This window comes from Xanthomarina sp., from assembly GCF_035306705.1.
In the GTDB taxonomy this organism is placed as follows: domain Bacteria; phylum Bacteroidota; class Bacteroidia; order Flavobacteriales; family Flavobacteriaceae; genus Xanthomarina.
Genome location: NZ_DATGNO010000173.1, coordinates 1 through 25,299, shown reverse-complemented (window position 1 = coordinate 25,299; position 25,299 = coordinate 1). Strand labels below are relative to the sequence as shown.

Genomic DNA, 25,299 nt, shown 5'->3' with positions numbered 1-25,299 from the left:
AACGAAATAAAATAATACTATAAGATTCCTTTTTATTCATTGATTCTTAGAGTTAAATTCTGTATTCATGAATCTCCGATTTCAAAGGAATTTAATTATTCCCACTCGATAGTTGCTGGTGGTTTTGAGCTAATATCGTACACTACTCTATTAACGCCTTTTACTTTATTTATTATATCGTTTGATGTTTTTTGTAAAAACTCGTAAGGTAAATTCACCCAATCAGCGGTCATTCCATCTGTACTTTCCACAGCTCTAAGAGCGATACATTTTTCGTAGGTGCGCTCGTCTCCCATGACTCCTACACTATTTACTGGTAAGAGAATAGCTCCTGCTTGCCACACTTTATCGTACAAATCCCATTCTTTTAAACCATTGATAAAAATGGCATCAACTTCTTGCAAAATACGAACTTTTTCAGCAGTAATATCACCTAAAATTCGAATGGCCAAACCTGGACCTGGAAATGGATGACGTCCTAATAAGTTTTTATCCATATCCATAGAAGCACCAACGCGACGAACCTCGTCCTTAAACAAAGCTTTAAGAGGTTCTACGATTTTGAGTTTCATAAAATCTGGTAAACCACCAACATTATGATGACTTTTTATAGTGACACTCGGTCCACCTGTTGCTGAAACACTTTCTATGATATCTGGATAAATGGTGCCTTGAGCCAACCATTTTACATCTGAAATTTCATGAGCTTCATCATCGAATACTTCAATAAACACGCGTCCGATGGCTTTACGCTTTTCTTCTGGATCGCTTAATCCGGCCAAAGCATCTAAAAATCGTGTGGAAGCATCAACACCTTTTACATTAAGTCCCATGCCTTTGTATTGCTCTAAAACCTCTGTAAATTCATTTTTACGCAACAAACCATTATTAACAAAAATACAATACAGATTTTCGCCAATAGCTTTATGTAATAACATGGCTGCTACTGAAGAATCTACACCTCCAGAAAGTCCTAAAACAACTTTATCGTTGCCTAACGTGTTTTGTAAATCTTCCACAGTTTCTTCCACAAAGGATTGCGGCGTCCAGTCTTGCTCTACTTGAGCAATATGAACTAAAAAATTCTCTAACAACTGTTTACCATCTGTTGAATGATATACTTCTGGATGAAATTGAATGGCATAAGTCTCTTCACCTTGAATTTTAAAGGCAGCATTCTTTACATCGTGCGTACTTGCCAATAAAACACCATTTGTAGGAAGGTCTTTGATGGTATCGCTATGGCTCATCCAAACTTGACTTCCTTCATTTATATTTTTAAAGAAGGCTTCCTCAGGTTTAATAAAAGATAATTTAGCACGACCATACTCCCTAGTGTTTGATGGAGCTACTTCTCCGCCAGAAAAATGAGCTAGATATTGAGCTCCATAACACACAGCCAATAAAGGTTTTTTAGCTCTAATTTGAGACAAGTCTGGATGGAGTGCATTTTCAGCTCTTACGGAATTTGGACTTCCAGAAAGAATGACGGCTTTGTATTCTTCTACCGTATCAGGGATTTTATTATAAGGATAAATCTCGCAATAAATATTGAGTTCTCTTACACGACGAGCAATAAGCTGTGTGTACTGCGAGCCGAAATCTAAAATAAGTACTTTGTTGTGTTGCATGCGCAAAAATAGTAATTGATTTTTTAATTATCAGTTTAGCAAGCCTGTTTTTGAAATTAATTCATCGAATCCAAAATCATTTGGATATCATTTTCTGTCGTATCTGGATTGATAAAGCAAAAACGGGAAACGGTTTCAAACGTATCGCCATTTTTCCATTTGGTAGGTGTTACCAAGGCAAATCCTTTTTCATGGTTTTCGTAAGTCCAATGTGTGTAATCTTCCGGCTTCCATCCTATTCTTCTATACAGTACACAAGACAAACTTGGCGCTCTTACCAATTCCACATTCGGGTTTTCAGTAATCAATCTACCAGCAATTTGTGCTAATTCTATCCCTCTTTCTACAGATTTTTTATATTGGTCTGTACCATGAGTGGCTAGTGAAAACCATAAAGGCAAACCACGAACACGACGTGTTAACTGAATTTGGTAATCGGTTGGATTGAAACCATGCGCGCCTTCATCTTTAAAAATATCGAGATAAGACCCTTGTTGCGAATGGGCGTTTTTTGCCAGTTCAGGTTCTTTATAAATAACCGCACCACAATCGTATGGCGAGAACATCCATTTATGTGGATCGATGGTAATGCTATCTGCTCTTTCTATACCTTTAAACAACGGTCTAACAGAATCGGCGGCCAAAGCACCTCCACCATAAGCGGCATCTACATGGAACCAAATATTTTCTTTTTCGCAAACCTCAGCAATACCTTCTAAATCGTCAATAATTCCTGCATTGGTTGTGCCACCTGTAGCTACTACAGCAAACAGTCGTTTTCGTTGATGAAAGTTTAGGTTGTTTATGGTTTCACGAAGATCGGAACCTGTTAATTTTTCTTCAGAATCTACCAATAATATATCCACATCGGCCACTTTAGCCATGGCCTTTATGGAAGAATGCGCTCCAATAGAGGTGATAATTAATCCTTTTTCTCTTGTATACGTCTCGTCTTCCCTCCAATGTTCTCTAGCCGTTACAATGGCTGATAAGTTGGCAGCTGTTCCACCACTAGTAAAAACTCCAAAAGCTCCTTCTGGCAATCCAGTTAAGGAAACAATCCATTTCATAGCTTCATTTTCACAAAAAATACCACCGGCACCTTCCATCCAATAAGCTCCATGAATACTAGAGGCAGAGGTTACCAAATCGAACATGATAGCTGCACGCGTAGGTGAGGCTGGTACAAATGCCAAGTTTCTAGGATGATCTACCGGTACGTTGGCTTTAGATAAATGCTCTTTCCACAAATTAAAGGCATATTCGCCTCCAACACCTTTTTCGGTAATAGTTTCGCCAACAAGTTCTTTTAGCTCTTCGTATTTTTTTGGTTTTCCAATAGGATGCTCTGTGGCTGAAATTCTACCTATAACGAATTTCATGATATCTAAGGTCATCTCTATTAAATCAATATCTATTTTATGCATGGATTTACTCTAAGTTTAATATTAAAAATTCCTGGTTTAGAGGTTGCAAATTTAACATTAACTGCGGGATAAATTGGTCTCCATATTCTAAATAAAACTCAGAAAAATTAGCCTGACGTTCTTGAAGGCTTTTATTTGGAAATAATTCGTTTTGAAGGGCGACCACGCGATCTAAAACGTCCTTTAGTTTTCTTTTTTGGGCTTTTAACAATCTTTTTTCAAGATGCTCCAAGCCTTGAATCTGTTTTTTCTCTTGTGCTGCAACAGCTCCTAAAAAAGATTGATCCGTTTTTTTTGCTAGTACATATAAATCTTCAAATTGTTGTTTTAAGAAGGTTTTCTGATTGGAAAAATCAATTTGTATTTCGGAATGTTTTCTGGTTACTTTTTCAATGAGATCATTTTGTTTCAAAAACAAATCCATCATAGATAAATCTAACTTTTCAAGTTTGTCTTGTTGTTTTTTTGAAACCAATAAAGCTGAATTCCTAAGTAATAAAATAGGAAAAGATACTTGTTGTACTTCAAAATTCGATTTTAATTGAAACCAATAGGCCAATTCTCCACCTCCACCAATATAGCAGAGATTGGGCAAAACCACTTCTTGATACAAAGGTCTTAAAATAACATTCGGACTAAAACGCTCAGGCACCTCATGGAGATGTTCGATTATTTCACTCTTACTCCAAGTAATATCTGTGTTGAGAACTTTAAATTTATCGTCTTCGAAAACAAGTCGCTCTCTAAGGTTTTCTTTTAAATAGAATAAATTAATCTCCCTTGGATTGACCTGTATCTTGTAGGATGCTGATAAATTGTTAAGTTTTTCAGAAGTTTCTAAAACAGTTTTAAAAGAGGTTTGATTTAGCAATTCATCTTTAACACAAGGAAGAAACAAGCGTTTTAAATCCTTATCATTTCCGTCCAGAATGACCAAACCCGTTTCCGAAAAAAGTTCGTTTACCAAATATCTTGTAGCTTCGGTTAAATTATTGTGTTTGGTATAGGCTTTTGTAAAAAGATGTCTTAATTCTTCAGCATTTTTACCTGTATTTAAATTTGAAGCAAACAACTCCGCAATTTGTTTTAAACCTTCTAAATCCAATTCCCCAACAGCACCTGAAGCTTTTTTATTCCATCGGATTTTTTTTCCTTCAAAATTAAAAAAATTGATTTCCTCAAAATCATGATCTTCCGTGGCCATCCAATAAATAGGTACAAAATCTTGCTTAGGATAAGCTATTTTTAGCTCTTTGCACAAATTGATGGTGGAAATAATTTTATAGAAAAAATATAAAGGCCCCGTAAATAAATTAAGTTGGTGGCCTGTTGTAATTGTGAAGGTATTACTTTGTGAAAGCGCATAGATGTTCGCTTTCGTCTTATTTGAAACTTCAACTTCTTGGTATTGTGTTTTAAGGCTTTCAACTAAAATTGTTCTGGATTTTTCAGAGAATTGAGCTGATTTCTCATCCATTTGAGCTTTAAAGTTTTCAAGCTTTGGAAACCTATTATAAAAAGGTTTTAAAGTCGCTTTTTCATCTAGATAATCGCAAATTAAATCGGAGAAATAGTTCGTGTTCTTAAACGGAATACAGTCTGTTGGCATAGTTTAGCTTTGCAGTTTTAAAAAGGTAAAGATAAGGTTTCTAGTCTTAAAAATAACTTAAAAATATAAGCCGATACAGCCTAATAAGATTGCCTATCTTTACCCAAAAATTAATTATGTTAGGATTAAAATTAGCTACAGACCCACGTTGGGTGAATATTGCTGAATCGAATTTGGAAGAAATATTAACGGACCACGCTTGGTGTGAACAAAAAGCAGCCACAAATGCCATAACCATCATCACGCTTAATTCTCAATACACGGATTTAGTAACGGATTTGCTTGCCTTAGCTAAAGAAGAAATAGAGCATTTTGAAATGGTTCATGAAATTATAAAAGCACGAGGTTATACTTTAGGTCGTGAACGCAAAGACAGCTATGTTAACGAGCTTTATAAATTTATGAATAAAGGTGGAAGTCGTGTAGAAGCCATGGTAGACAGATTGTTGTTTTCTGCCATGATTGAAGCCAGAAGTTGCGAACGATTTAAACTCTTATCTGAAAATATAAAAGATAAAGAATTGGCTGAGTTTTATCGGGAATTAATGATTAGTGAAGCTGGACATTACACGCTTTTTATAGGTTTTGCTAGAAAATACGGACAAGATGTTGATGTAGACAGACGTTGGCAAGAACTGATAGATTTTGAAGCTGAAGTCATTCAACGCTATGGAAAATCTGAAACAATACACGGTTAAAAACAGATTGACAAGTAGATATATTCACTTATTAATTTATAGCCAAATAAAAAGCAGCCTCTGTAAATACAATTCAGGGGCTACTTTTTTTGAGTTCTTCTTCTTTCTATTTTACCCTTTAATTAGTCCTTTGTCTTTCTATACGCCATATAAAATAATTGCGGGAGAACGGTAAGCGACAGAACGGTGCAAATTAAAATACCGCCCACAATCATAATGGCCAAGGGTTTTTGGATTTCAGAACCCATGCCATTGGAAAGTGCGGCGGGCAATAATCCCATGACGCCCATTAAGCCAATCATTACAATTGGCCTGATTTTTTCTTTCATGCCCAAAGAAATCGCATCTTTTAAATTATGGCGCTCCCGTAATTTCTCATGTATAACGGTGATTAATATGAGGCCATTAATGGTTGATACCCCAAAGAGAATAATAAAACCGATGCCTGCCGAAATACCAAAAACCGTTCCCGTAACCCATAAGGAAATCAAGCCACCAACAAAGGCGAAAGGCAAGGTAAGCGCGGCGATAATAGTATCTTTCACATTTCCAAAATTCATATACAGCAAGAAAAGAATCAACAATAATGAAATTGGCACGACCACCATTAATTGCTTACTGGCACGTTCCTTACTTTCAAATTCTCCCGCCCATTCCACTTTATTGTACGCTGGAATTTCTACTTCAGCTTCCACTTTTTTCCGTGCTTCGGCAATAGTACTTCCCAAATCGCGACCTTCAATACTAAAACCAACGCCAATGTAGCGACTATTGCCTTCTCTATAAATAAATGCCGGGCCTGTATGAAAATCGATAGTGGCAATTTCCTTTAATGGCACATGATGGCCATCATAAACAGGAACCAAGATATTACCAATAGCATCAGCAGATTCCCGATGTTCCTTTTGATATCTAATGCGTACATCAAACATCCGTTCACCTTCATAAAAAGTAGTTGCTGCCTGACCTCCAATGGCCATGGCTACCACCGATTGCGCATCAGACATGGTCACGCCATATTTTGCCATCTTGTTGTCATGCAATTGGATTCGCAATTCGGGTTGACCGATATTTTCATACACATTCAAATCGGTAATGCCTTCAATATCCCGGATGGCATCGGCAACTTCATGAGCTTTTCCTTCCAGCTCAAAGAGGTCATCACCAAATATTTTAATCACCAAAGAACTTTTCACACCGGCGACATATTCTTCCACGTTGTCTTGAATAGGTTGACTAAACCCAAAATTAATCCCAGGATAGGTTTCCAAATCATCACGTATTTCGGCCATTAAATCTTCTTTTGAAATGTCTCGTTCCCATTCGCCTTCAGGTTTTAATTCAATATGGAATTCGATATTGAAAAACCCCGTAGGATCGGTACCATCATTGGGACGTCCCGTTTGGGTCAATACAAATTTTATCTCGTCATGTTGTCTTATTTTTTCTTTCATCTCCTGAGCCAACTTAACCGATTCGTCAAGATGGATACTGACCGGTAAGGTGGCGCGAACATAAAGGGCGCCTTCATTTAGTTTTGGCAAAAACTCCGTGCCATAATAACTGAATTTTACGGCGCATATTACCAGCAAACCGACAAACGTATACAAAGTAGCTTTTCCATGTTTGTCAGTAAACTTATAAAGCTTGTAAAATTGAACATTGAAAAACTTTGAAACGATGCTCTCCTTATCATTGATCCCTTTATTCAAAAGCACTTTACACATGGCCGGCACATAGGTCAAACTTAAAATCAACGAACCTAAAAGTGCATAGCCCAAAGTAAAGGCCAATGGCGAAAACATCTTCCCTTCAACTTTCTGGAAGGTGAAAATTGGCATCAGAGCGACGATTAGAATGAACAAGGCAAAAAAGATGGGTGTTGACACCTTGCCCACACTCTTTTTAATAATGCCCAGTTTTGATATTTTGGAGAATTTTTCTTTCCCCATGAGTCGCGATTTTATCTGGAGGGAAACAAAAACCTGTTCTACAATAACCAGAGTGCCTTCCAAGAGCAGTCCAAAATCGAGTGCACCCATAGATATTAAATTGGCCGGCAGCCCTTGAATGCGCAACATGATAATCGCAAATAAAAAGGATAGCGGAATTACCGACGCCACAATCAGAGTGGTTCTCCAATTATAAAGAAAGATGAATACGATCAATGACACCAAAATCACCCCTTCAATTAAGTTGGTGGTTACGGTACTCACTGTGGTTTCAACTAATTCTGATCGGTCAATAAAAGGAACGATCTCCACGTTTTTAGGCAGAATTCGGGTGTTGAGTTCATTTATCCGGGTTTTTAGACCTTCAATAACATCAGCGGGATTCTCACCTCGTAACATGATCACAATGCCCTGAACAAGATCATCGTCTTCATCCAGACCCACCTGGCCCAATCTGGGTTTGGCGGCAATAATGACTTCGGCAACATGTTTCACCAAAACTGGAGTAGATCCATTAACCGTAATCAGGATGTTTTCTATATCTTCAACACTTTCCAACAAACCAACGCCGCGCACCGCATAGGCTTGATCACCACGCTGGATCACATCACCACCAACATTGATATTACTTTTGGATACCGCTTCATAAACATCTAAGGGCGAAAGATCATAATTTTTTAATTCGCTGGGATTGATCTGAATTTCATAAATCTTCTCCTCACCTCCAAAACTTGCTACATCCGCAACGCCGGGAACCGATAAAAGCTCGCGCTCAATGACCCAATCGTGAATGGCGGAAATTTCTTTTATTGGTAAATCACTTTTCACCACATATCTGAAAATTTCCCCGGTGGCTCCAGAAGGAGGCTCAATTTGTGCGTCACTTCCTTCGGGCAAGGATAAACCTTGAAGTCTATTGGAAGCATATTGTTGTGCGTAAAAATCTTCAACATCATCATCAAAAATAACGGTGACCACGGAAAGCCCGAATAGAGATGTGGAGCGCACTTCAGCCTTTTTTGGAATGGTATTCATTTCCTTAGAAACAGGCAGGGTAATAAATTTCTCTACTTCTTCGGCACTTCTACCCGGCCATTGCGTGATAATTCGCGCTCGGGTATTGGTGACATCTGGAAATGCCTCAATCGGAATTTTGATATAATTTATAATTCCGGCAACCAACAACAATCCTGTTAGAAAAAATACAATGGTGGAGTTTTTTAAGGAAAACCCAACGATACCTTGGACAAATTTCTTCATGGATAAGGTTTATTTTAGAGCTTTTAAGTGGTTGTAAATCAGCAAGTGATTTTTTGTGATAATCTGTTCGCCTTCTTCAATATTATTTTCAAAGTAGACCGTGTTGGAATTTTGGATGTTGGGCGTCACTTTCCGTACTTCGATATCGCAATCGGATTTATAAAGCACCAAAAAATGCTGGTTATCGTCAAAAATCAGCGCATTTACAGGAGCCGCATTGGCCATAAGGCCGTCCTCCTTTTCAACGGTAACATCCACCAACATTCCCGGCATGAGTTTGCCGTCAAAACTATCCATGACGATACGCGCTTTTAAAACACGTTCATTAGAATCAAACACTTGTGAGATTGCATTTATTTCTCCTGAAAACACCTTATCGGCGTAAGGCAAGGCTTTTATTTCAACCGGCATGCCCTGTTTTACATAGGGAATATTACCAGCGTAAATATTGGCCATGATCCAAACTTCCTTTAAATCGGAAATTGTAAAAAGCGGATCACTTTCTGCCGAAACCTGCATGCCTGCTGCCACATTTTTACTGATAATGGTGCCAGAAGTGGAAGCTCTCACCTGAAACACGCCACGTTCAGTACTAGCACTATATAAATTGAGCTGCGCATTGGTGTTTTGAAGTTCTGCCCTCAATACATCCAAATTACTTTGTGCTTCAATCAAATCTCTTTGGGAAGCGATCTTATCACGGTGCATTTCCTGAACCGATTCCAATGCGCGTTGCGCGACGAGAATTTGGGATTGCAAACTTGATTTTTGTGACGTGAGGTTACTCAGCTCACTGCTCATCATTTCCAAAAGCAACTGACCTTTCTTAACTTCTTCACCTGAAGAAAAATAGGTTTTGGTCACCACGCCACTCACCAAACTCACAAAATGCACCAGTTTGTCCGGGTTGGCTTCCACTTTGGCATTAAGCAAAATAGACTCGGTTATAGCTCTTTTTTCTACAGGAAATTTGATGATATCATCTTTCATGAAATCGTTAAGGCAAAACGTGGCCTTATCTTCTTGAATGATAGGTTCATTTTTGGTTTTCGCGCAGCTACTCATAAGTAAAGCACAAAAACAAAAAGAGTAAGCCGATATAAATTGGTGTTGTACATTTTTAGGATTGAATAAGTTGTTTTTAAATTTCTTTTCCGATGGTGTATTGGAGCTTTTCCAATTGCAGATGGAGTTCTTTCTTCGATTCAAGGATGATTCTTTTATTCTCCAAATAAGCCTCTTGAAAATCTAAATATTGGAGCAGACTGATATTCCGACTCGCAAAATTCCTGGTGTAACTTTCGAAAATTTCGTCTAAATCGGTTTCAAAATCTGAGTCTATGCTTTCATAAAACATTAAGGCCCTTGTGAAATCTTTATAATGCTGATCAAATTCGGCCTGTGCCCTTAATCGCATGTCATTGGAAAGGATGTTCGTGTTTTCGATACCGAATTGCGCATGGGCGATAGCGCCTTGATTTCTATTGAAAACAGGTAAATCTATGGACAACCCAAATCCGAAGAAACTTGGCCAAATGCCTCCGCCACGATCGTATGAAGCATTCAAATTGATATCTGGAATGGCTTGCGATTTTTCATAGGTCAATAAACTCTTGAAATGCTCATGTTCCAATTCGGCTACTTTCAGATCAGGTCTATGCGTAAAGAGAGCTTGTTGCAGATTCAAAACATCAAGATTTTGAAGTTTAGCTAAATTGGGCGTAAAATCATCTTCCTGCACAAATAAACTAACCGGACCGTTAATGCTCAAAAGCACTTTTAATTCCTTTTCCATTTCGTTTTTCGCTTTGGAAAGTTCATTGATTTCTTTTGAAAGTTCCAATTGCAAGGTTTGAAGTCGCATGTAGTCGCCTTTGCTTATATGATCGTTCTCAAGTTGTCGTTTATAGGCGTTTAGAAGATTCTGGATCAAATCGCGTTGTTTGAAAAAGACTTGCGTGTAGAGCTGCAAATACTGTAATTCGGTGAGGGTATTTCTAAACTCATATTTCAGATTTCGAAGAAGTAGTTCAAATTCCTGTTCTGCGACTTTAACACCTACAGTCTCAACGGCCATCAGCTTTTTTCGCTTACCGGCGGTGATAATTTGTTGTTCCAGTTGAACTGCAAACTGTGTGTTTTGGGCAACATTTCCAAAAATCTGAGGTAGTGGCTCCTCTAAATAAGACAATTGTTTATTGGTACTCCACAGATTTATTTCTTCAACGGTCAAGCTTGGATTAGGCCAAAGTTTTGCCTGTAACACCATGGCTTCAGCCTGATTTATTTTATAGGTCTCTGCAAGGAGCAGCAGGTTTTGTTTTAAGAAAAGCTCTTCATACTGCTGTCGACTAAGTTTCAGGGTATCCATTTGCTGTAATTGCCCAAAAACGTTTGAGCTAATGCCGATAAAAATCAAGAATGCAACCTTCGAAAAGATTCGTGCAGAACCCAATGTATTTTTGCCACCTATGATGTTGTCTTTCATTTTCATGGTGGCAAAAGACTTAAAAACAAGCTTAAAAAGACCTTAAAATGGATAAAGTTTAGCTTAAGAATCGATTAATGAAGACGCATCAATCGCTTTGGAAAGGGAAGATCACGGTGAAGATATTTAAATTCTTATGGTCTGTATGATACGATATTAGCCCTTGGTGTTGCGAAATAATTTTATATATAAAAACAAGTCCCAAGCCAAAACCCGATTTGCCTTTACTGTTTTCGCCTCTAAAAAAGTGCTGAAAGAGGAATTTCTGTTCGTCTGTAGTGATGACAGGACCTTCATTAATAAAATCAACTTGAAGTTGTTTTTCATCAGTAATAATACGAATGCTGCCTTCTTTATTAGAACTGTAGTGAATGGAATTCAACATGAGGTTCATAAATGCCGCTTTCAATAAACGAGCAGAACCTTGAATGGTCAACAAGCTTTCGTTGTCGGTTGGCCCGACATAATCGACTGAGAATTCAAAATCGGGATATAATTGCAACAGCTCATCCATCGTATCAAAAATCAGCTCATCCACTCGGATTTTTGTTTTTGGAATGCTTTGGCCGGCATCGGTTTTGGAGAGTTCCAATAAGAGGTTTATAATTTCACTGAGGTTTTTGGTATCTTCTTTTTGACGATTGATCTGCGATTTCAAAACCTCCAAATCCATTTCGTTTTCCATCCGCTCAAAATTGGAAACCAAAACAGCAATCGGTGTTTTTAATTCATGCGAAATATGATTAATAGCATGTTTCTGAAAGGAAACCGCCTCTTTCATTCGTTTCATCAACTTGTTAAATTGTTCCGCCAAAACCACAATTTCATTTTCAGAACGCTTCACTTCAATCGGAATATAAAGCGTATCAAAATTATAATTGGTGATTTTTTCGGTGATATCCACAATAGGTTCCGCGATAATCCGCGACAGGTAATAGGCTATTAACATCACTACTAAAGAAATTCCTAAAAAGGTAATCAACAATACGTATCGTAAAAAATCCAATTTCGAATAGCCCGATTCGTCAAAAGCTTTATTGATGCCGTAGTAGGTATTGTTGTTGTATTTCACATAAACACCAACCACATCGTATAAATCGTCTTTGGTTTCTAGCCATGGATTGACGATGGTCAATACTTTCAGAATGTTGTTGACCTCTTCCTGAGGAATCTGCAAATCGTCGATACTGGAATAAATCAATGTTTTTGAATGGTCGAAAATCAGAAGTTTCTCATCGTAGAATTCATTGATACTGATCCGATCCATGGCTTGGATAATGGATTCATCGGCTTGTCTAATCTCCGTTAGAAACTTGATGGTGGAGGTGATTTTCTGTTTTTGTTTTTGCTGAAACTCTTCTTCGCGATATTCATAGAAAAGGGTGTAAATAAAAAATAGGGTCATGCCCAACAAACTGATGATTGTTGCTGAAAAATACAATAGAATTTTTCTTCTAATACTCATCAGTCTTCAAAATAATAGCCGTAACCAATTTTGGTTTTGATGGATTCTTTACCAAACGGCCGATCGATCTTCTTTCTTAAGAAATTAATATACACTTCGATGGTATTGGTATTGGCATCAAAAGACTTCCCCCATATTTCTTGGACCAACCGTTGTTTGGACACAATTTCTCCTTTCGATTCCAACAGTTTTAGAAGAATTTGATATTCTCTTGGTGTTAAGGAAATTTCCGTTTCCTGTCGGCTTACTTTTTTCAACCGCGTATTGACCTGCAGATCGCCAGCAATAATAAGTTCATTTTCTTGACGGTCAACAGCATTGTTTTGACTGCGTTTTATAAGGGAATTGATTTTTAAAATCAGTTCGCGTATATAAAAAGGTTTGGTAATATAATCGTCGGCTCCCATTTCATAGCCGTGTACTTTATCTTCCAGTTCAGAAAACGCCGAAATCATTAAAATAGGCGTTGCCATATTATGGGTCCTGAAATCTTTCGCCAAGTCAAAACCACTTTTTCCAGGCAAATTAATGTCCAATAAAATACAGTCGAAATGTGATTTATTAAGAATCCGCTCCGCCAACAAACCGTCATAAACCGTTTCAACCTGCATGTTTTCTGCCAAAAGCGCTTCTTTAATATTTCTATTCAGCTCTGGATCATCTTCGATAATAAGTATTTTCTTCACCCGAACGATTGTTTTGAATACCCAAAATTAAGGAATATAAAATTGAATTTGAAAAATTGCTAAAGTCTTGATTTATAAAAGGACTAAATCTATGCTGGTATGAATTTATTCGATACGCTTTAAAATCATGAAAGTTGAATTATACAATGCGTATAATGAGAAAAAAATAGTCTCACAGTTTAACTTGAAAAGAACAAAAGCCAATTATTTATTTAAAATAAAGATAAGGCTTACATTTACCTCAGAAATTTAAAAGGTATTTTTTTTAAGTTCATCGAAGACTTATATAAGTTTTAAAAGAATACTTTTTCAAGTGGATTTATTTACCTTATAGACAACAATAAAACCAACATTTATGCCAACTACTAAAATAGATTTTCTCGAGCTTATTAAAAACAGAAAATGGCGCGTATTAAAGCGTTCCCTAAGAAACTTGGATGCTATTGAGGTCGCAAATTTGATAGAAAGCGTTTCCAAAAACGATAAAATAGTTTTTTTTAGATTATTGTCGAGAGCGCAAACAAAAAAGGTTTTTAAGTTGCTTCCACATTCTGAACAAGAAGAAGTTATTGAAGGCTTGGCTGAAAATTTTCAGAAATTAACACGTTTACTTAACGATATTGAGCCCGATGACAGAACGGCCTTTTTTGAAGAGTTACCTGGAGACATTGCGCAACGTCTTATTCAGAGACTATCTCCTGAAGAGCAAAAAATTACCATTCAACTTTTAAGCTATCCGAAAGATAGTATTGGACGTTTAATGACTCCTGAGTTTGTGGCTATTAAAGCTGATATGACTGTGGCACAGGCTTTTGATCACATTAGAAAGTTCGGACAGGATTCTGAAACTTTAAATGTTATATATATTATAGATGAGGATTGGAAACTAATAGACGACATTTCCATTAAAGAACTCATTTTAGCGGCTCCAGATCAACTTGTTGAAGAACTTATCGACTATAAATTTACCTCCTTGAATGCTATGGACGATCAGGAGACAGCCATTATAGTGTTTAAAAATTATGACCGAGTAGCTTTACCGGTTTTAAGTAAAGAAGGTGTGCTTTTGGGAATAGTTACTTTCGACGACATTATGGATGTGGTGGATGAAGAGTCCACAGAGGATTTTCATAAATTTGGATCGGTTCAAAATGCCATTACCAATCCACTTAAGGAACGAATTTTTAATTTGTATAAAAACCGAATTGTGTGGTTAGTCCTTTTGGTTTTTATGAATGTTTTTTCGGGAGCCGCATTAGCCACTTATGAAGATGTTATTCAATCCATGGTTTCCTTGGTTTTCTTTCTGCCTTTGTTGATTGATAGTGGTGGAAACGCCGGTTCGCAATCGGCTACCCTAATGATTCGCTATTTAGCTTTAGGGGAAATACAAATATCGGATTGGTATAAATTAATTGGTCGGGAAGTTTTGGTTTCCTTTTTATTAGGAGTTACCATGGCTGCAAGTATTGCTGCTGTTGCAAGTTTTAGAGCGCCAGAAATTATTTTGGTTGTGGCCATTGCCATGGTATTAAATGTAATGCTTGGAAGTTTAATTGGGATGCTTTTACCTTTTATTTTCACCAAATTAAAAATAGATCCAGCTACAGCCAGTGCACCTTTGGTAACGTCTTTATCAGATATTTGTGGGGTATTGATTTACTTTTCGATTGCAGCAAAATATTTAGGATTTTAACTAATATAATAGGTACACGATATATCATTCTTGCTTTCTATTAAATCACAACAACATATGATAATTTAGATGCAACAACTAAAAATTTGTTACGTCTAATTAGAACTATCTCTAAAAATTCAAAATAAACATTTAGTTATTAAAGTGCTACAAATGCCCCTTTTAATTCTCCATTTTAATCCATGACAACCACATAATAATGCTTAGGTAAAAACCAGCCTAAATGAGACATTAATACATCAAAACGATCCTTTCCAATTTTTGTCGGTGTTAAATTAAAAACTAATTCTTGTAGCATGATGTTGTTATAATTACGGGACATTAAATAAATTTTAGTATCGGTTATATCTTGCTGTTGCAGATAGGTTCTTAAAACATGTCTCGTTTTTTCTGGAAGTAGTGCTTCCGAAGGTTGTCCGATTAAAATATTTTCGGACTTCTGGATTGTTTCTTCTTGAGGTAAATTTACAGATGGTTTCTCAAAGCAAAAGACGTCTTTCAAATAAAATTAGCTAAATCGCCATAGGTAAATACCCAATCTGGTTAATCCTTCTGTACATTAATAACAATACCAATTTCTTGATCCAAAATAAAATCTATAATGGTTTGTCGTATCACATAACACTAAAAAGGTTGATTTGGAACTAGACTATGAAGTTGAAGATAAGGAAAACCATCGGGTCCCTGAATAACTTGAGGATCTCCACATGAAACAAAAAACGATACTTCCATTCCTTATTTCGAAGATCAGGACGAACCTCAAAAAGTTCATATAAAATAATTGTTTTTTCTATATCTCCAACATGTTTTTTTGAATTAGAGGAAGAGTTTATTACAATATCAACACTCTTTTTCTTGTTTTTGAAATTGAATATTTCCATTATACAAAACTAAAGTATTTTCTATTTATTATAATAATGGTTTTCAGGGTTTCCACTTCAGTTTTATTGCTAGCATCTGACATAAAATGGCTAATTACAGGGATATTTTTCCACTAAAATACATTTATTTTTGCCTTAATATTTCTTCTTTAAATGAGCGAAGAATTTAAAGTTTAAATAAAAAATATAATAACTATAATTTTAAAAAAATGGCCCCTGTTAAAACCTATACTTTCCGTTATTTACAAATTCAGTTTGTGTATGGCATGCTAATTTCTTTGCTAATTATTAGTGTGATAATCCCGATTACACTTATTTATATGACCAATGCCTTAGGGAGTTATTTGTCGATAATACTGGGGGGTATATTTTTTGCAGGTTTCATTTATTGTGCTGTAAAAATCACTAAAAAAAATAAAGAAACTGTACGGATTTCCAACACTGTCATTGAATCCAATCACTTTGGGACCATTTATTTTTCAGATATAGTTTCCTATTCAATAAAGTCTGGAATTTCAAAAATTAATGTTGCTAAACCTGCCCCCTCATTAATTGTTTATAATAAGGCTGGTAAAAAAATGCGTTTTGATATGGACGGCGTTAATTATTATGATGAAATTCAAGATTATATTGACTTTATAAAAGATTTTATAGTCCGTATTAAAACTTATGATATTCAACATGCCCAAACATCAGCGAGTGGATTAAAGACCTCCACTAAAATAGATCATGTAGCAGGAATGAAGGCTTTGCAAAAAGCTGAAATGAACCAACAAAATATAGTAAAAAACATAATGCTCGTATCTGTTATTGCTGTAATTTATTTTATTATTCGCCTATTTTATTATATATAAAGATTTACAACCTGCTTACATACTAACATATCATTGCCAAAAAGCAAAGTTCATTTCGAGTGTATCTTCTTAATGAAATTGATTTGATTGCAATACCAAGCACACAAGACCAAAATTATTAAAGCAATTTAAATTCCAAAGCGTATTTTACTACTGCATTCATACTTGAAACATCAAATTTTTCCATGAGATTTTTTCGGTGACTTTCGACAGTATGTGGACTTATAAAAAGTTTTTCTCCTATCTGAGCAGTCGTATAGCCATCAGCCACATGTTGTAAAATTTCCTTTTCTCGTCTTGTAATTTTTGGAATAACTTCCAATTCATGCAGATTTTCAGTATCTAATATTTTTTGCGTTTGAACACATAAAAAAGTAGCCCCACCTGCTACAGTTTTTATTCCAGCAATGATATCTTCTCCAAGTGAATTCTTAAGTACATATCCAGAAACACCGTGCTGCAGCACACTTGCAATAACAGGTTTTTCGTTATGAACACTTAAAATAATTATTTTTAGTTCTGGATAAAGCTCTAGCAGCTTTTTAGAAAGCTCAATACCATTAGCATCAGGAAGGTTTATATCCAACAAAAGCACATCTGGCAAATCAGTTTTAAGGGCCAACAGCGTTTCATTTCCAGTTTGAAAGACACCTTTTAATTCTATGTCGTCTTGTGATTCTATCAAGTTTTTTATCCCTCCTAAAACTATGGGATGATCATCTGTAATATAAACCGTTATCATAATTAATTATTAAATTCTACTTGGATTGTGGTGCCTTGATCTTTTTGAGAGTTTACTTCTAAACGACCTTTTAAAAAAGCAACGCGTGCTTCAATATTTACTAAGCCAGAACCTTTTTTAAGATTTATATCGTTCATATTGTATCCTTCTCCATCATCTTCTACCGTTAGAAAAAAATTGGTGCCTTGTTGTTGAAACTGTACTAAAACCTGAGTTGCTTGGGCATGCTTTAACGCATTATTTAACAGTTCTTGAAAAATCCGGTAAATTATAATCTGTTTTGATTCTGGTAATGTATTTTTATAATTTATAATTTGGCAAATAATTTTAGTTTTTTCACTACTAAGTGAATTACAGTATTCTCGCATCGCTTCGGCCAGTCCGTACTGAAGTAATATAGAAGGCATCATGCTTCGTGCGATACGCCGGAGTTCATCCATGGCATGGTCCAAGCGTCCTAATGCTTGTTGTAGTAAATTTTGTACTTTATCCGAATTTTGTAAAGCAGTCGCTCCAGACAATTCAATTTTAATACCGGAAAGAAGTCCGCCCATGCCATCATGAAGATCTCTTGCGAGTCGAGTTCGCTCGTTTTCTTGTCCATCAATCATGGCCGATAGCAGAGATATGCGATGTTCCTTTTTTATAGCCTCCAATTCCAATTGATGAACTTGTTGTTGTTTAGCAAGATTTTTAGATCTTTGTCTGTATGCTAAAAACAAAAAGAAGAGTGTTAGAAATGCTGAAATTGTGAGTAGAATATAAATGAAATTTAGCTTTTGTTTTTGTAATACTTGTTGCTCTAAAAAACCTAATCGTTGTTCTTTTTTTTCTGATTCATATTTGGCTTCCAGTTCTTTTCCTATTGCCATTTTTTCATTATCAAACCTCTTTTGATAATAATCGAGGTATTTTTTGTAGTATAACAGAGCATTTATATAATCCTCTTGCAATTCATAAACCTTAGCGAGTGCTCCAGCAACTTGAGCTTTTGTTGCATAATCAAACATAGTTTGATTATCGGCGTATTCCTCGGCTTTTAAAAGATGTTTTATGGCTAAACCTAGGTCGTTCTGCTTTTGAGCTACCTCGCTCTTAATGCCATAAACATTCGCAACAACGGTATATTGCTCGGTTTCTAAACCCTTTTCAAGTGCTATGTCTAGGTAATACGACGCACTGTCCTCAAATTTCTCAGGATAAAATTCTGAGTAAAGATTGGCTATATTTAAACAGGTAAATGGCAATTGAGATCTTATACTCATCTGGTCATCATTTTTCAAAAAAAGCTTTACAGCCTGTTTGTTATAATAAAAAGCAGAATCTAATAAAACTTTAGCATGCGGTTTTACGCGATAATTTTCTTCAAAAAAACTTGCCAATTGTTGTTGTGCTTTAACATATCCAACCTTATCACCACTTTTTTTTGTTTCAGAATAAAATTTTCTAACATATTTACCTTGATTTTCATAATCCTGCCATACAGAATAAATATTAGACAATTCAGAATAAATACTGGCTCTTGTAATCATAGCCATTCTTTGAGTTTCATTTTCCAAATACTCCAATGCTTTTAGAAATGTACTAATACTTTTTGAGGACATATCATTACGCGATTCCATCCATCCTTTACAATAGTAAACATAGCCGTGTATTGCCTGATTATCTGTTTCTTGCAATGCTTTTAAAGCTTCTTGTAAGTTGTAGTTTGCTTTATCTATATTATTATCTATACGCTCGTTAAATGCTTTAATAGATAATATAAACGCCTTATACTGACCGTCCTTTTGTCTTTTTGCAAGTAGTAATGTACTGTCTAAAAGTTTCTGTGCTCTTTCCTTACCCGAGTTGCCCTGAAAATAAAGATGATGAGAAATTCGCCCCAAAGTAAATATTTTTTCACCTTGTGAAACCTTTGGGTCTTGTATAATTTTATTTAAGGAATCCAATTGGACATTTTGAGCTAATAAAAAATTATTGGTAAAGAGAAAGCAATAAAAAAATCCCGCTATTAATTTAATTCTATAATCCATTTTTAAGCTCCATAATTTTATTAAAGTATATTGGCGCAAAAGTAATCACATTATTTTGTTTTCGCAGGTCCTACTGTGCGAAATAGCCATTTTCAGGGATAAGAAAATCATTTGAATAAATTATCTTTGAATATTAGATGTAACAGATAATTGAAATTTTATGATACTCTTTAGAAAATCTATAAGAACTATTTTAGCTATAATAATTCCTGTTTTTATCATCTCCTGCAACAAGCAAAACAAAATACCCCTAAAAGAATCGTTCCACTTCATTTCAGACACAAGGCCAAACGGCAACATATTTGACGCAATAAATTTACAGTTAGAAGAGTATGCTTTAGAAGAAAACATGGATAGTGTGCTGCAGTTTAACACAAGGAACAAGGCGTATAAATCTAATTATCTAGATATTGAATTTTTCCCAGTACTTTCGGTACATGATTTACAAGAACTAGCCATGCCTCATTTTTCCAAACGAAAAAAAGCGCTGATAGATTTAGATATTTCACAAATAAATTTTGACACCCACTTTGCATTCCTAGTGGCACATCCTTCCACGGAAGATTCTCATTCAATAAATTGGACAAATAGCTCACAAACCCACTACATGGACAAACTTTTTATAAAAGAAGAAAACAACAACGTATTACATTTAAACTATCAAACCTCCGTATTGGGCAATGTAGACTCTACATTTAATTTTTTCCTCTTAAAATGGAAAGTTAAAGTATTTGTTTTAGAGAGAAAACACTATGAAAAACTAATAGTAACTCTCTATGATGAAAACTATTATTTCAATTTAATCGATGGAAATAATCAAAATTCATAAATATAAACACATAGTAACCCCGCTAGCTTGTTTATTCTATTTCTTTGTAAATGCACAGGAATATAGGTTCACACCACTGTATAAAATACAGGTCAACTTCCACAAGACCGCTGGACTTGAAGTAGGTCTAATAGCCTTTAATTACACCGCTAATAAAACAAACTTTTTAGAAGCTTCTATAAGTACCGAAGGTATTTTGACATCTGAATTTTTATTGAATCCAAAAATAAATTTGGAAGGAGGCATAACTTTTAGAGATAATGGCTTGTTAATGATAGTAGGAGGAACAAATGTTGGAATTCCAACATCTCTTATAAAAACGAATTTTTTAGTTAGTCCAAAAATAGGACTTTCTTATGGTACTTTTATTCGACTTTATTATTCTTACAATATTTTTATAAAGGATACATTTCAAAATAAAATTAGTTCACACCAAATGAGCCTTGAGATTAACAGCGCTGCTTTTCACAGTTTTAAATTAGGATTTTAATTCCAGTATTTTAAGGTAAAGCAAATTTAAGACAGTCTATCCGTGCAAATGTCGATTTATTAAGAAACGGCAACTTCGGCATAAAGGTCGAAATCGGCAGCTTCAGTAACTATTACCGTTGCAAATTCTCCTGTTTTTAAATAAGATTTAGTCGCATCGATAAGCACTTCGTTATCCACATCTGGAGAATCAAATTCGGTTCTCCCAACAAAATAATTACCTTCCTTTCTATCGATAACCACTTTAAAGGTTTGTCCTATTTTAGCTTGGTTTAATTCCCAAGAAATCTGGGATTGGATTTCCATAATCTGGTTTGCGCGATCTTGTTTTACATCTTCTGGCACATCGTCTTCCAAATTATAGGCATGTGTATTTTCTTCATGACTATAAGTGAAACAGCCCAAACGCTCAAAACGCATGTCTGTAACCCATTGTTTTAATTCTTGGAAATTTTCTTCTGTCTCTCCTGGATAACCCACAATTAAAGTCGTTCTAATTGTCATTTCTGGAACAGTCTGTCTAAATTCCTTAAGTAGTTTTGTCGTTTTTTCTTTTGTAGTTCCACGACGCATACTTTTAAGAATGTTATCGGAAATATGTTGCAACGGGATATCTAGATAATTACAAATTTTTGGTTCGCGATTCATCACATCCAAGACATCCATTGGAAATCCTGTTGGAAATGCATAATGCAAACGAATCCACTCTACGCCTTCTACTTTTACAAGAGCTTCAAGCAATTCCGCCAAGTTGCGTTTTTTGTATATATCGAGTCCGTAATAAGTTAAATCCTGTGCAATTAAAATTAATTCCTTGACACCTTTAGCTGCTAATTTTTCAGCTTCAATAACAATATCTTCAATGGGAGTCGATCTATGTTTGCCACGCATAATAGGAATGGCGCAAAAACTACACGGTCTATCACACCCTTCTGCAATTTTTAGATAAGCATAATTTTTTGGAGTTGTTGTTAAGCGCTCACCAATTAATTCATGTTTATAATCTGCTCCTAAAGCTTTTAATAAAGCTGGTAATTCTGTGGTTCCAAAATATTGGTCCACATTAGGGATTTCTCTCTGTAAATCTGGTTTATAACGTTCGCTTAAACACCCTGTAACAAATACTTTATCGACTTCGCCATCTTCTTTTTTCTGCATAAATTCAAGAATGGTATTGATGCTTTCTTCTTTGGCATTGTTAATAAAACCGCACGTATTTATAACAACAATATTTCCTTCCTCTTCATGCACAACCTCTTTGCCACTGGCTTTTAGTTGTCCCATTAAAACTTCGCTGTCGTATACGTTTTTACTACAGCCAAGTGTTACCACATTGATTTTGTTTTTTTTAAGCGATTTTGTTCTCATAAGCCTTTCCTATAAAACTAGAATTTCTTTTATTAGCAATCCATTATTTTTGCAGGGTGCAAAGATACGGAATGATTGTGGATTAATGTTTCTAGTTAATTCATTTTAATTCGTCAATAAATTTTTGTTCTAAGAATTTGATAGTGAACGGTTAAACTAATTTAGATTTTTTAAGTCTAATTAAAAAATATTCAGATGAAGTTACTGCAGTTATTTTTCGTCTTATCCATATTGAGCTTGTTAAGTTGTTCTTCAGATAACTCGCCAATAACACCAGGAAATCCGGAGCCTATCCCTTCAGAAATATATTTTCCACCTATAAACTCTAATGCTTGGGAAACGGTTTCACTTTCCGAATTGGGATGGAACGCCAATAAACTACAGCCTCTACTGGATTATTTGGAAACTAAAATCACGAAAGGTTTTATTATACTTCACCATGGAAAAATAGTGATTGAACAGTATTTTAATGGACACAGTTCTAATGCTTCCTGGTATTGGGCTAGTGCCGGAAAAACTTTAACAGCCACACTTTCTGGAATTGCTCAAGATGAAGGACTTATCGATATCCATTTAAAAGTATCTGATTATTTAGGAATAAAATGGACGAGTATTCCTTTGGAAAAGGAGAATTTAATTAGTTGTAAACATCTTTTAAACATGACTTCGGGATTGGATGATGGCCTTGGAGATGATGTTTCTCCAGAGAATTTACAATATTTGGCAGATGCCGGAACTCGTTGGGCCTACCACAATGTATATGTGAAAATGCAGGATGTTGTAGAACACGCTAGCAACCAAACATGGGACACTTATTTTAACAACAAATTGCGAGATAAAATTGGAATGACGGGCAGTTGGATTTCTTTTGGGAATTTAAAAGTCTATACCAGTAACACTAGAAGCATGGCTCGTTTTGGTCTCTTGCTTTATGCCGATGGAAAATGGAAAAACACACAAATTGTTTCTGAAACTTATATTAGTGAAGCGACTAACACGTCTCAAAACATCAACCAAGCTTATGGTTATTTGTGGTGGTTGAACGGAAAATCATCTTTTCATTTACCAACCACTCAGATAGAATTTCAGGGCGAATTAATACCAAATGCTCCTGCAGATATGTTTATGGCTTTGGGTAAAAACGATCAGAAATTATATGTTGTTCCCAGTAAGAATTTGGTTGTTGTTAGAATGGGTGAAGTTGCCAATCCAGACAACCCCACTTTTGGGCTTTCAGGTTTTGACAATGAGTTGTGGGAAAAGATTTTGGAACTTACTAATTAAAGTAAGCAGCGAAATAATTTGAATGCTGAAATTTCGTCCTTTCTGTCTGTCTACGGGCAAGGGGAATTATTACCTAAAGAAAGAATCTACAAATTCATATTTATTAAAAACCTGAAGATCTTCGATACGTTCTCCTACTCCAATATATTTAACAGGAATTTGAAACTGATCTGAAATACCAATCACAACACCACCTTTGGCAGTACCATCCAATTTGGTTACCGCAAGAGAAGTTACTTCGGTAGCAGCAGTAAACTGCTTGGCCTGCTCGAAAGCATTCTGTCCTGTGGAACCATCTAAAACCAATAAGACATCGTGAGGCGCATCTACAACCACCTTTTGCATGACACGTTTTACTTTGGTAAGCTCGTTCATTAAGTTTACTTTATTATGTAAACGTCCAGCGGTATCAATAATAATAACATCTGCATTAAGTTTAACTCCAGCTTGCACGGCATCGAAAGCCACTGAAGCAGGGTCGCTTCCCATGGCTTGTTTAATCATAGGAACATCTACGCGATCTGCCCAAACTTGAAGCTGGTCTATGGCAGCCGCTCTAAATGTATCGGCAGCTCCAAGAACCACTGTTAAACCCTGTTTTTTAAACTGATATGCAAGCTTTCCGATTGTTGTGGTTTTTCCAACTCCATTAACACCAACTACCATTAAAACGTAAGGTGTTTTAGTTCCTTCGGCATTGGCAGGCAATTTTGGAATAGAATAATCGGTGTCCTCTCCTGAATTTGTTTCACTTAATAAGCCAGCAATTTCTTCGCGAAGGATTTTATTGAGCTCGTCTGTTCCAAGGTATTTATCTTCCTGCACACGCGCTTCAATACGTTTAATGATTTTAAGGGTTGTATCTACACCTACATCACTAGAAACCAGGATTTCTTCGAGGTTATCTAAAACCTCATCATCGACTTTAGATTTTCCAGCAACCGCTTTACTTAACTTATTAAAGAAATTGGCTTTAGATTTTTCTAATCCCTTATCTAATGTTTCCTTTTTTTCAGTAGAAAATATTTTTTTAAAAAAGCTCATTTTATGTTGATTCAATGCTATTAGATGAAACAAAAGTCTTGCCTAAATAGTTTGGCTGAACATTTGTCATTTTTACCAATGTAAATATAAAACAAAAGCCGCTCTCTAAATAGAAAGCAGCTTAAATATTGTACAGCAAGTTTAGCTTAGTGATTAGCTAACCATTCGCTAACTTGTTCTGGTGCCATGATTGACTCAACAAACATGTAAGCTCCTGTTTTAGGAGACTTTACCATTTTAATAGCTTTTGTTAATCTTTTAGATCCTGTTTGTAACGATGCAACTGATTTCTTTGCCATGTCTTATGTTTTTTTAAAACTTTAAATTAAAGTCTTTTTGTTGTTAACTGACGTTTTTATAAAAAATAAAAACCTCTAATTATTTAATTTCTTTATGAACAGTCACTCTCTTTAATACAGGATTGAATTTTTTAATTTCCATTCTATCCGGAGTGTTCTTCTTATTCTTAGTAGTAATATATCTAGAAGTTCCTGGTTGACCAGATTCTTTATGCTCTGTGCACTCTAAAATTACTTGTATTCTGTTACCTTTCTTTGCCATTGTAAAATATGTTTATTTTTATTCCCGCTTGAGCGAAAACCTCAACCTTATCAGGCTATTATTTATAAAACCCTTTAGATTTAGCTTCTTTCATTGCAGCTGCGATACCAATTTTATTGATCGTCTTTAATGCTGAAGTTGAAACCTTTAAAGTTATCCACTTATCTTCTTCTGGAAGATAAAAACGTTTTTTAATAAGATTTGCATCAAATTTACGCTTTGTTTTATTCATTGCGTGAGATACGTTGTTTCCAACCATCGCTTTCTTTCCAGTAAGTTCACAAACTCTTGACATTTCTTCT

General features: G+C 35.5%; 22 protein-coding genes. 6 read left to right on the top strand and 16 right to left on the bottom strand.

Going from position 1 to position 25,299, the window contains the following annotated elements; all coding sequences use genetic code 11:
* Positions 1–95 precede the first annotated feature (95 nt).
* The 3 genes from guaA to bshC are packed head-to-tail and all read right to left on the bottom strand — an operon-like array spanning position 96 to position 4,667.
* Positions 96–1,631 carry a glutamine-hydrolyzing GMP synthase gene (guaA, locus tag VKY47_RS13875; protein ID WP_324313436.1) on the bottom strand — a complete coding sequence of 512 codons (1,536 nt, stop codon included), beginning with the start codon at positions 1,629–1,631 and terminating at the stop codon, positions 96–98.
* 56 nt (positions 1,632–1,687) lie between these two features.
* Entirely contained in the window at positions 1,688–3,058 is a 1,371-nt protein-coding gene (locus VKY47_RS13870) for a pyridoxal phosphate-dependent decarboxylase family protein (protein ID WP_324313435.1), read from the bottom strand.
* 4 nt (positions 3,059–3,062) lie between these two features.
* Positions 3,063–4,667, bottom strand: a complete 1,605-nt coding sequence (gene bshC / locus VKY47_RS13865) for a bacillithiol biosynthesis cysteine-adding enzyme BshC (protein ID WP_324313434.1) — start codon at positions 4,665–4,667, stop codon at positions 3,063–3,065.
* Between the two features lie 116 nt (positions 4,668–4,783).
* On the opposite strand from bshC, the gene VKY47_RS13860 reads away from it, so the two are divergent.
* Positions 4,784–5,365: a MiaE family protein gene (locus tag VKY47_RS13860; protein ID WP_324313433.1), complete on the top strand. Its 582-nt coding sequence runs from the start codon at positions 4,784–4,786 to the stop codon at positions 5,363–5,365.
* A gap of 122 nt (positions 5,366–5,487) precedes the next feature.
* Here the strand turns inward: VKY47_RS13860 and VKY47_RS13855 are convergent, their stop codons facing one another.
* The 5 genes from VKY47_RS13855 to VKY47_RS13835 form a co-directional block, all read right to left on the bottom strand.
* Positions 5,488–8,577, bottom strand: a complete 3,090-nt coding sequence (locus VKY47_RS13855; protein ID WP_324313432.1) for an efflux RND transporter permease subunit — start codon at positions 8,575–8,577, stop codon at positions 5,488–5,490.
* Between the two features lie 9 nt (positions 8,578–8,586).
* Positions 8,587–9,642 carry an efflux RND transporter periplasmic adaptor subunit gene (locus tag VKY47_RS13850; protein WP_324313431.1) on the bottom strand — a complete coding sequence of 352 codons (1,056 nt, stop codon included), beginning with the start codon at positions 9,640–9,642 and terminating at the stop codon, positions 8,587–8,589.
* A gap of 76 nt (positions 9,643–9,718) precedes the next feature.
* Positions 9,719–10,948 carry a TolC family protein gene (locus VKY47_RS13845; RefSeq protein WP_324313430.1) on the bottom strand — a complete coding sequence of 410 codons (1,230 nt, stop codon included), beginning with the start codon at positions 10,946–10,948 and terminating at the stop codon, positions 9,719–9,721.
* A 205-nt stretch (positions 10,949–11,153) separates the two neighbouring features.
* Positions 11,154–12,530 (bottom strand): HAMP domain-containing sensor histidine kinase, encoded by a 1,377-nt coding sequence (locus VKY47_RS13840; protein ID WP_324313429.1) that lies wholly within the window; start codon positions 12,528–12,530, stop codon positions 11,154–11,156.
* Positions 12,530–13,216 carry a response regulator transcription factor gene (locus VKY47_RS13835; RefSeq protein WP_324313428.1) on the bottom strand — a complete coding sequence of 229 codons (687 nt, stop codon included), beginning with the start codon at positions 13,214–13,216 and terminating at the stop codon, positions 12,530–12,532. Before VKY47_RS13835 ends, VKY47_RS13840 begins: the two co-directional genes overlap by 1 nt.
* Positions 13,217–13,571: 355 nt before the next feature.
* On the opposite strand from VKY47_RS13835, the gene mgtE reads away from it, so the two are divergent.
* Positions 13,572–14,912, top strand: a complete 1,341-nt coding sequence (gene mgtE / locus VKY47_RS13830; RefSeq protein WP_324313427.1) for a magnesium transporter — start codon at positions 13,572–13,574, stop codon at positions 14,910–14,912.
* A gap of 175 nt (positions 14,913–15,087) precedes the next feature.
* Here the strand turns inward: mgtE and VKY47_RS13825 are convergent, their stop codons facing one another.
* A complete protein-coding gene (locus VKY47_RS13825; protein WP_324313426.1) occupies positions 15,088–15,414 on the bottom strand; it encodes a hypothetical protein in 327 nt (108 codons plus the stop codon).
* A gap of 588 nt (positions 15,415–16,002) precedes the next feature.
* On the opposite strand from VKY47_RS13825, the gene VKY47_RS13820 reads away from it, so the two are divergent.
* On the top strand, positions 16,003–16,647 hold the full coding sequence (locus VKY47_RS13820) for a hypothetical protein (protein WP_324313425.1): 645 nt from the start codon (positions 16,003–16,005) through the stop codon (positions 16,645–16,647).
* 118 nt (positions 16,648–16,765) lie between these two features.
* On the opposite strand, the gene VKY47_RS13815 is transcribed toward VKY47_RS13820, so the two are convergent.
* Entirely contained in the window at positions 16,766–17,389 is a 624-nt protein-coding gene (locus VKY47_RS13815; protein WP_324313424.1) for a response regulator transcription factor, read from the bottom strand.
* Between the two features lie 2 nt (positions 17,390–17,391).
* A complete protein-coding gene (locus VKY47_RS13810; protein WP_324313423.1) occupies positions 17,392–19,422 on the bottom strand; it encodes a sensor histidine kinase in 2,031 nt (676 codons plus the stop codon).
* A 160-nt stretch (positions 19,423–19,582) separates the two neighbouring features.
* Between VKY47_RS13810 and VKY47_RS13805 the strand changes: the two genes are divergently transcribed.
* Together VKY47_RS13805 and VKY47_RS13800 are read left to right on the top strand one after the other, a co-directional pair.
* Entirely contained in the window at positions 19,583–20,251 is a 669-nt protein-coding gene (locus tag VKY47_RS13805; RefSeq protein WP_324313422.1) for a hypothetical protein, read from the top strand.
* On the top strand, positions 20,229–20,741 hold the full coding sequence (locus VKY47_RS13800; RefSeq protein ID WP_324313421.1) for a hypothetical protein: 513 nt from the start codon (positions 20,229–20,231) through the stop codon (positions 20,739–20,741). Before VKY47_RS13805 ends, VKY47_RS13800 begins: the two co-directional genes overlap by 23 nt.
* A gap of 59 nt (positions 20,742–20,800) precedes the next feature.
* Here the strand turns inward: VKY47_RS13800 and rimO are convergent, their stop codons facing one another.
* Positions 20,801–22,108, bottom strand: coding sequence for a 30S ribosomal protein S12 methylthiotransferase RimO (gene rimO, locus VKY47_RS13795; RefSeq protein ID WP_324313419.1), 1,308 nt, complete (start codon positions 22,106–22,108; stop codon positions 20,801–20,803).
* Positions 22,109–22,303: 195 nt separating this feature from the next.
* Between rimO and VKY47_RS13790 the strand changes: the two genes are divergently transcribed.
* Positions 22,304–23,392 carry a serine hydrolase domain-containing protein gene (locus VKY47_RS13790; protein ID WP_324313418.1) on the top strand — a complete coding sequence of 363 codons (1,089 nt, stop codon included), beginning with the start codon at positions 22,304–22,306 and terminating at the stop codon, positions 23,390–23,392.
* Between the two features lie 69 nt (positions 23,393–23,461).
* Here VKY47_RS13790 and ftsY read toward each other — a convergent pair whose 3' ends face one another.
* From ftsY to rpmB, 4 genes are all read right to left on the bottom strand, one after another.
* Positions 23,462–24,436 carry a signal recognition particle-docking protein FtsY gene (gene ftsY, locus VKY47_RS13785; protein ID WP_324313417.1) on the bottom strand — a complete coding sequence of 325 codons (975 nt, stop codon included), beginning with the start codon at positions 24,434–24,436 and terminating at the stop codon, positions 23,462–23,464.
* Positions 24,437–24,582: 146 nt separating this feature from the next.
* Positions 24,583–24,735, bottom strand: a complete 153-nt coding sequence (locus VKY47_RS13780; RefSeq protein WP_324313416.1) for a DUF4295 domain-containing protein — start codon at positions 24,733–24,735, stop codon at positions 24,583–24,585.
* 79 nt (positions 24,736–24,814) lie between these two features.
* The gene (gene rpmG, locus VKY47_RS13775) at positions 24,815–24,997 is read right to left on the bottom strand and encodes a 50S ribosomal protein L33 (protein ID WP_027125348.1); all 183 of its coding nucleotides are present in this window, start codon (positions 24,995–24,997) and stop codon (positions 24,815–24,817) included.
* 58 nt (positions 24,998–25,055) lie between these two features.
* A complete protein-coding gene (gene rpmB, locus VKY47_RS13770; RefSeq protein ID WP_324313455.1) occupies positions 25,056–25,292 on the bottom strand; it encodes a 50S ribosomal protein L28 in 237 nt (78 codons plus the stop codon).
* Positions 25,293–25,299 lie beyond the last annotated feature (7 nt).

Excerpts from the sequence above, each read along its gene's own strand:
- guaA (WP_324313436.1), bottom strand. The coding sequence starts at position 1,631 with ATGCAACACAACAAAGTACTTATTTTAGATTTCGGCTCGCAGTACACA.
- VKY47_RS13870 (WP_324313435.1), bottom strand. The coding sequence starts at position 3,058 with ATGCATAAAATAGATATTGATTTAATAGAGATGACCTTAGATATCATG.
- bshC (WP_324313434.1), bottom strand. The coding sequence starts at position 4,667 with ATGCCAACAGACTGTATTCCGTTTAAGAACACGAACTATTTCTCCGAT.
- VKY47_RS13860 (WP_324313433.1), top strand. The coding sequence starts at position 4,784 with ATGTTAGGATTAAAATTAGCTACAGACCCACGTTGGGTGAATATTGCT.
- VKY47_RS13855 (WP_324313432.1), bottom strand. The coding sequence starts at position 8,577 with ATGAAGAAATTTGTCCAAGGTATCGTTGGGTTTTCCTTAAAAAACTCC.
- VKY47_RS13850 (WP_324313431.1), bottom strand. The coding sequence starts at position 9,642 with ATGAGTAGCTGCGCGAAAACCAAAAATGAACCTATCATTCAAGAAGAT.
- VKY47_RS13845 (WP_324313430.1), bottom strand. The coding sequence starts at position 10,948 with ATGGATACCCTGAAACTTAGTCGACAGCAGTATGAAGAGCTTTTCTTA.
- VKY47_RS13840 (WP_324313429.1), bottom strand. The coding sequence starts at position 12,530 with ATGAGTATTAGAAGAAAAATTCTATTGTATTTTTCAGCAACAATCATC.
- mgtE (WP_324313427.1), top strand. The coding sequence starts at position 13,572 with ATGCCAACTACTAAAATAGATTTTCTCGAGCTTATTAAAAACAGAAAA.
- VKY47_RS13820 (WP_324313425.1), top strand. The coding sequence starts at position 16,003 with ATGGCCCCTGTTAAAACCTATACTTTCCGTTATTTACAAATTCAGTTT.
- VKY47_RS13815 (WP_324313424.1), bottom strand. The coding sequence starts at position 17,389 with ATGATAACGGTTTATATTACAGATGATCATCCCATAGTTTTAGGAGGG.
- VKY47_RS13810 (WP_324313423.1), bottom strand. The coding sequence starts at position 19,422 with ATGGATTATAGAATTAAATTAATAGCGGGATTTTTTTATTGCTTTCTC.
- VKY47_RS13805 (WP_324313422.1), top strand. The coding sequence starts at position 19,583 with ATGATACTCTTTAGAAAATCTATAAGAACTATTTTAGCTATAATAATT.
- VKY47_RS13800 (WP_324313421.1), top strand. The coding sequence starts at position 20,229 with ATGGAAATAATCAAAATTCATAAATATAAACACATAGTAACCCCGCTA.
- rimO (WP_324313419.1), bottom strand. The coding sequence starts at position 22,108 with ATGAGAACAAAATCGCTTAAAAAAAACAAAATCAATGTGGTAACACTT.
- VKY47_RS13790 (WP_324313418.1), top strand. The coding sequence starts at position 22,304 with ATGAAGTTACTGCAGTTATTTTTCGTCTTATCCATATTGAGCTTGTTA.
- ftsY (WP_324313417.1), bottom strand. The coding sequence starts at position 24,436 with ATGAGCTTTTTTAAAAAAATATTTTCTACTGAAAAAAAGGAAACATTA.
- VKY47_RS13780 (WP_324313416.1), bottom strand. The coding sequence starts at position 24,735 with ATGGCAAAGAAATCAGTTGCATCGTTACAAACAGGATCTAAAAGATTA.
- rpmG (WP_027125348.1), bottom strand. The coding sequence starts at position 24,997 with ATGGCAAAGAAAGGTAACAGAATACAAGTAATTTTAGAGTGCACAGAG.
- rpmB (WP_324313455.1), bottom strand. The coding sequence starts at position 25,292 with ATGTCAAGAGTTTGTGAACTTACTGGAAAGAAAGCGATGGTTGGAAAC.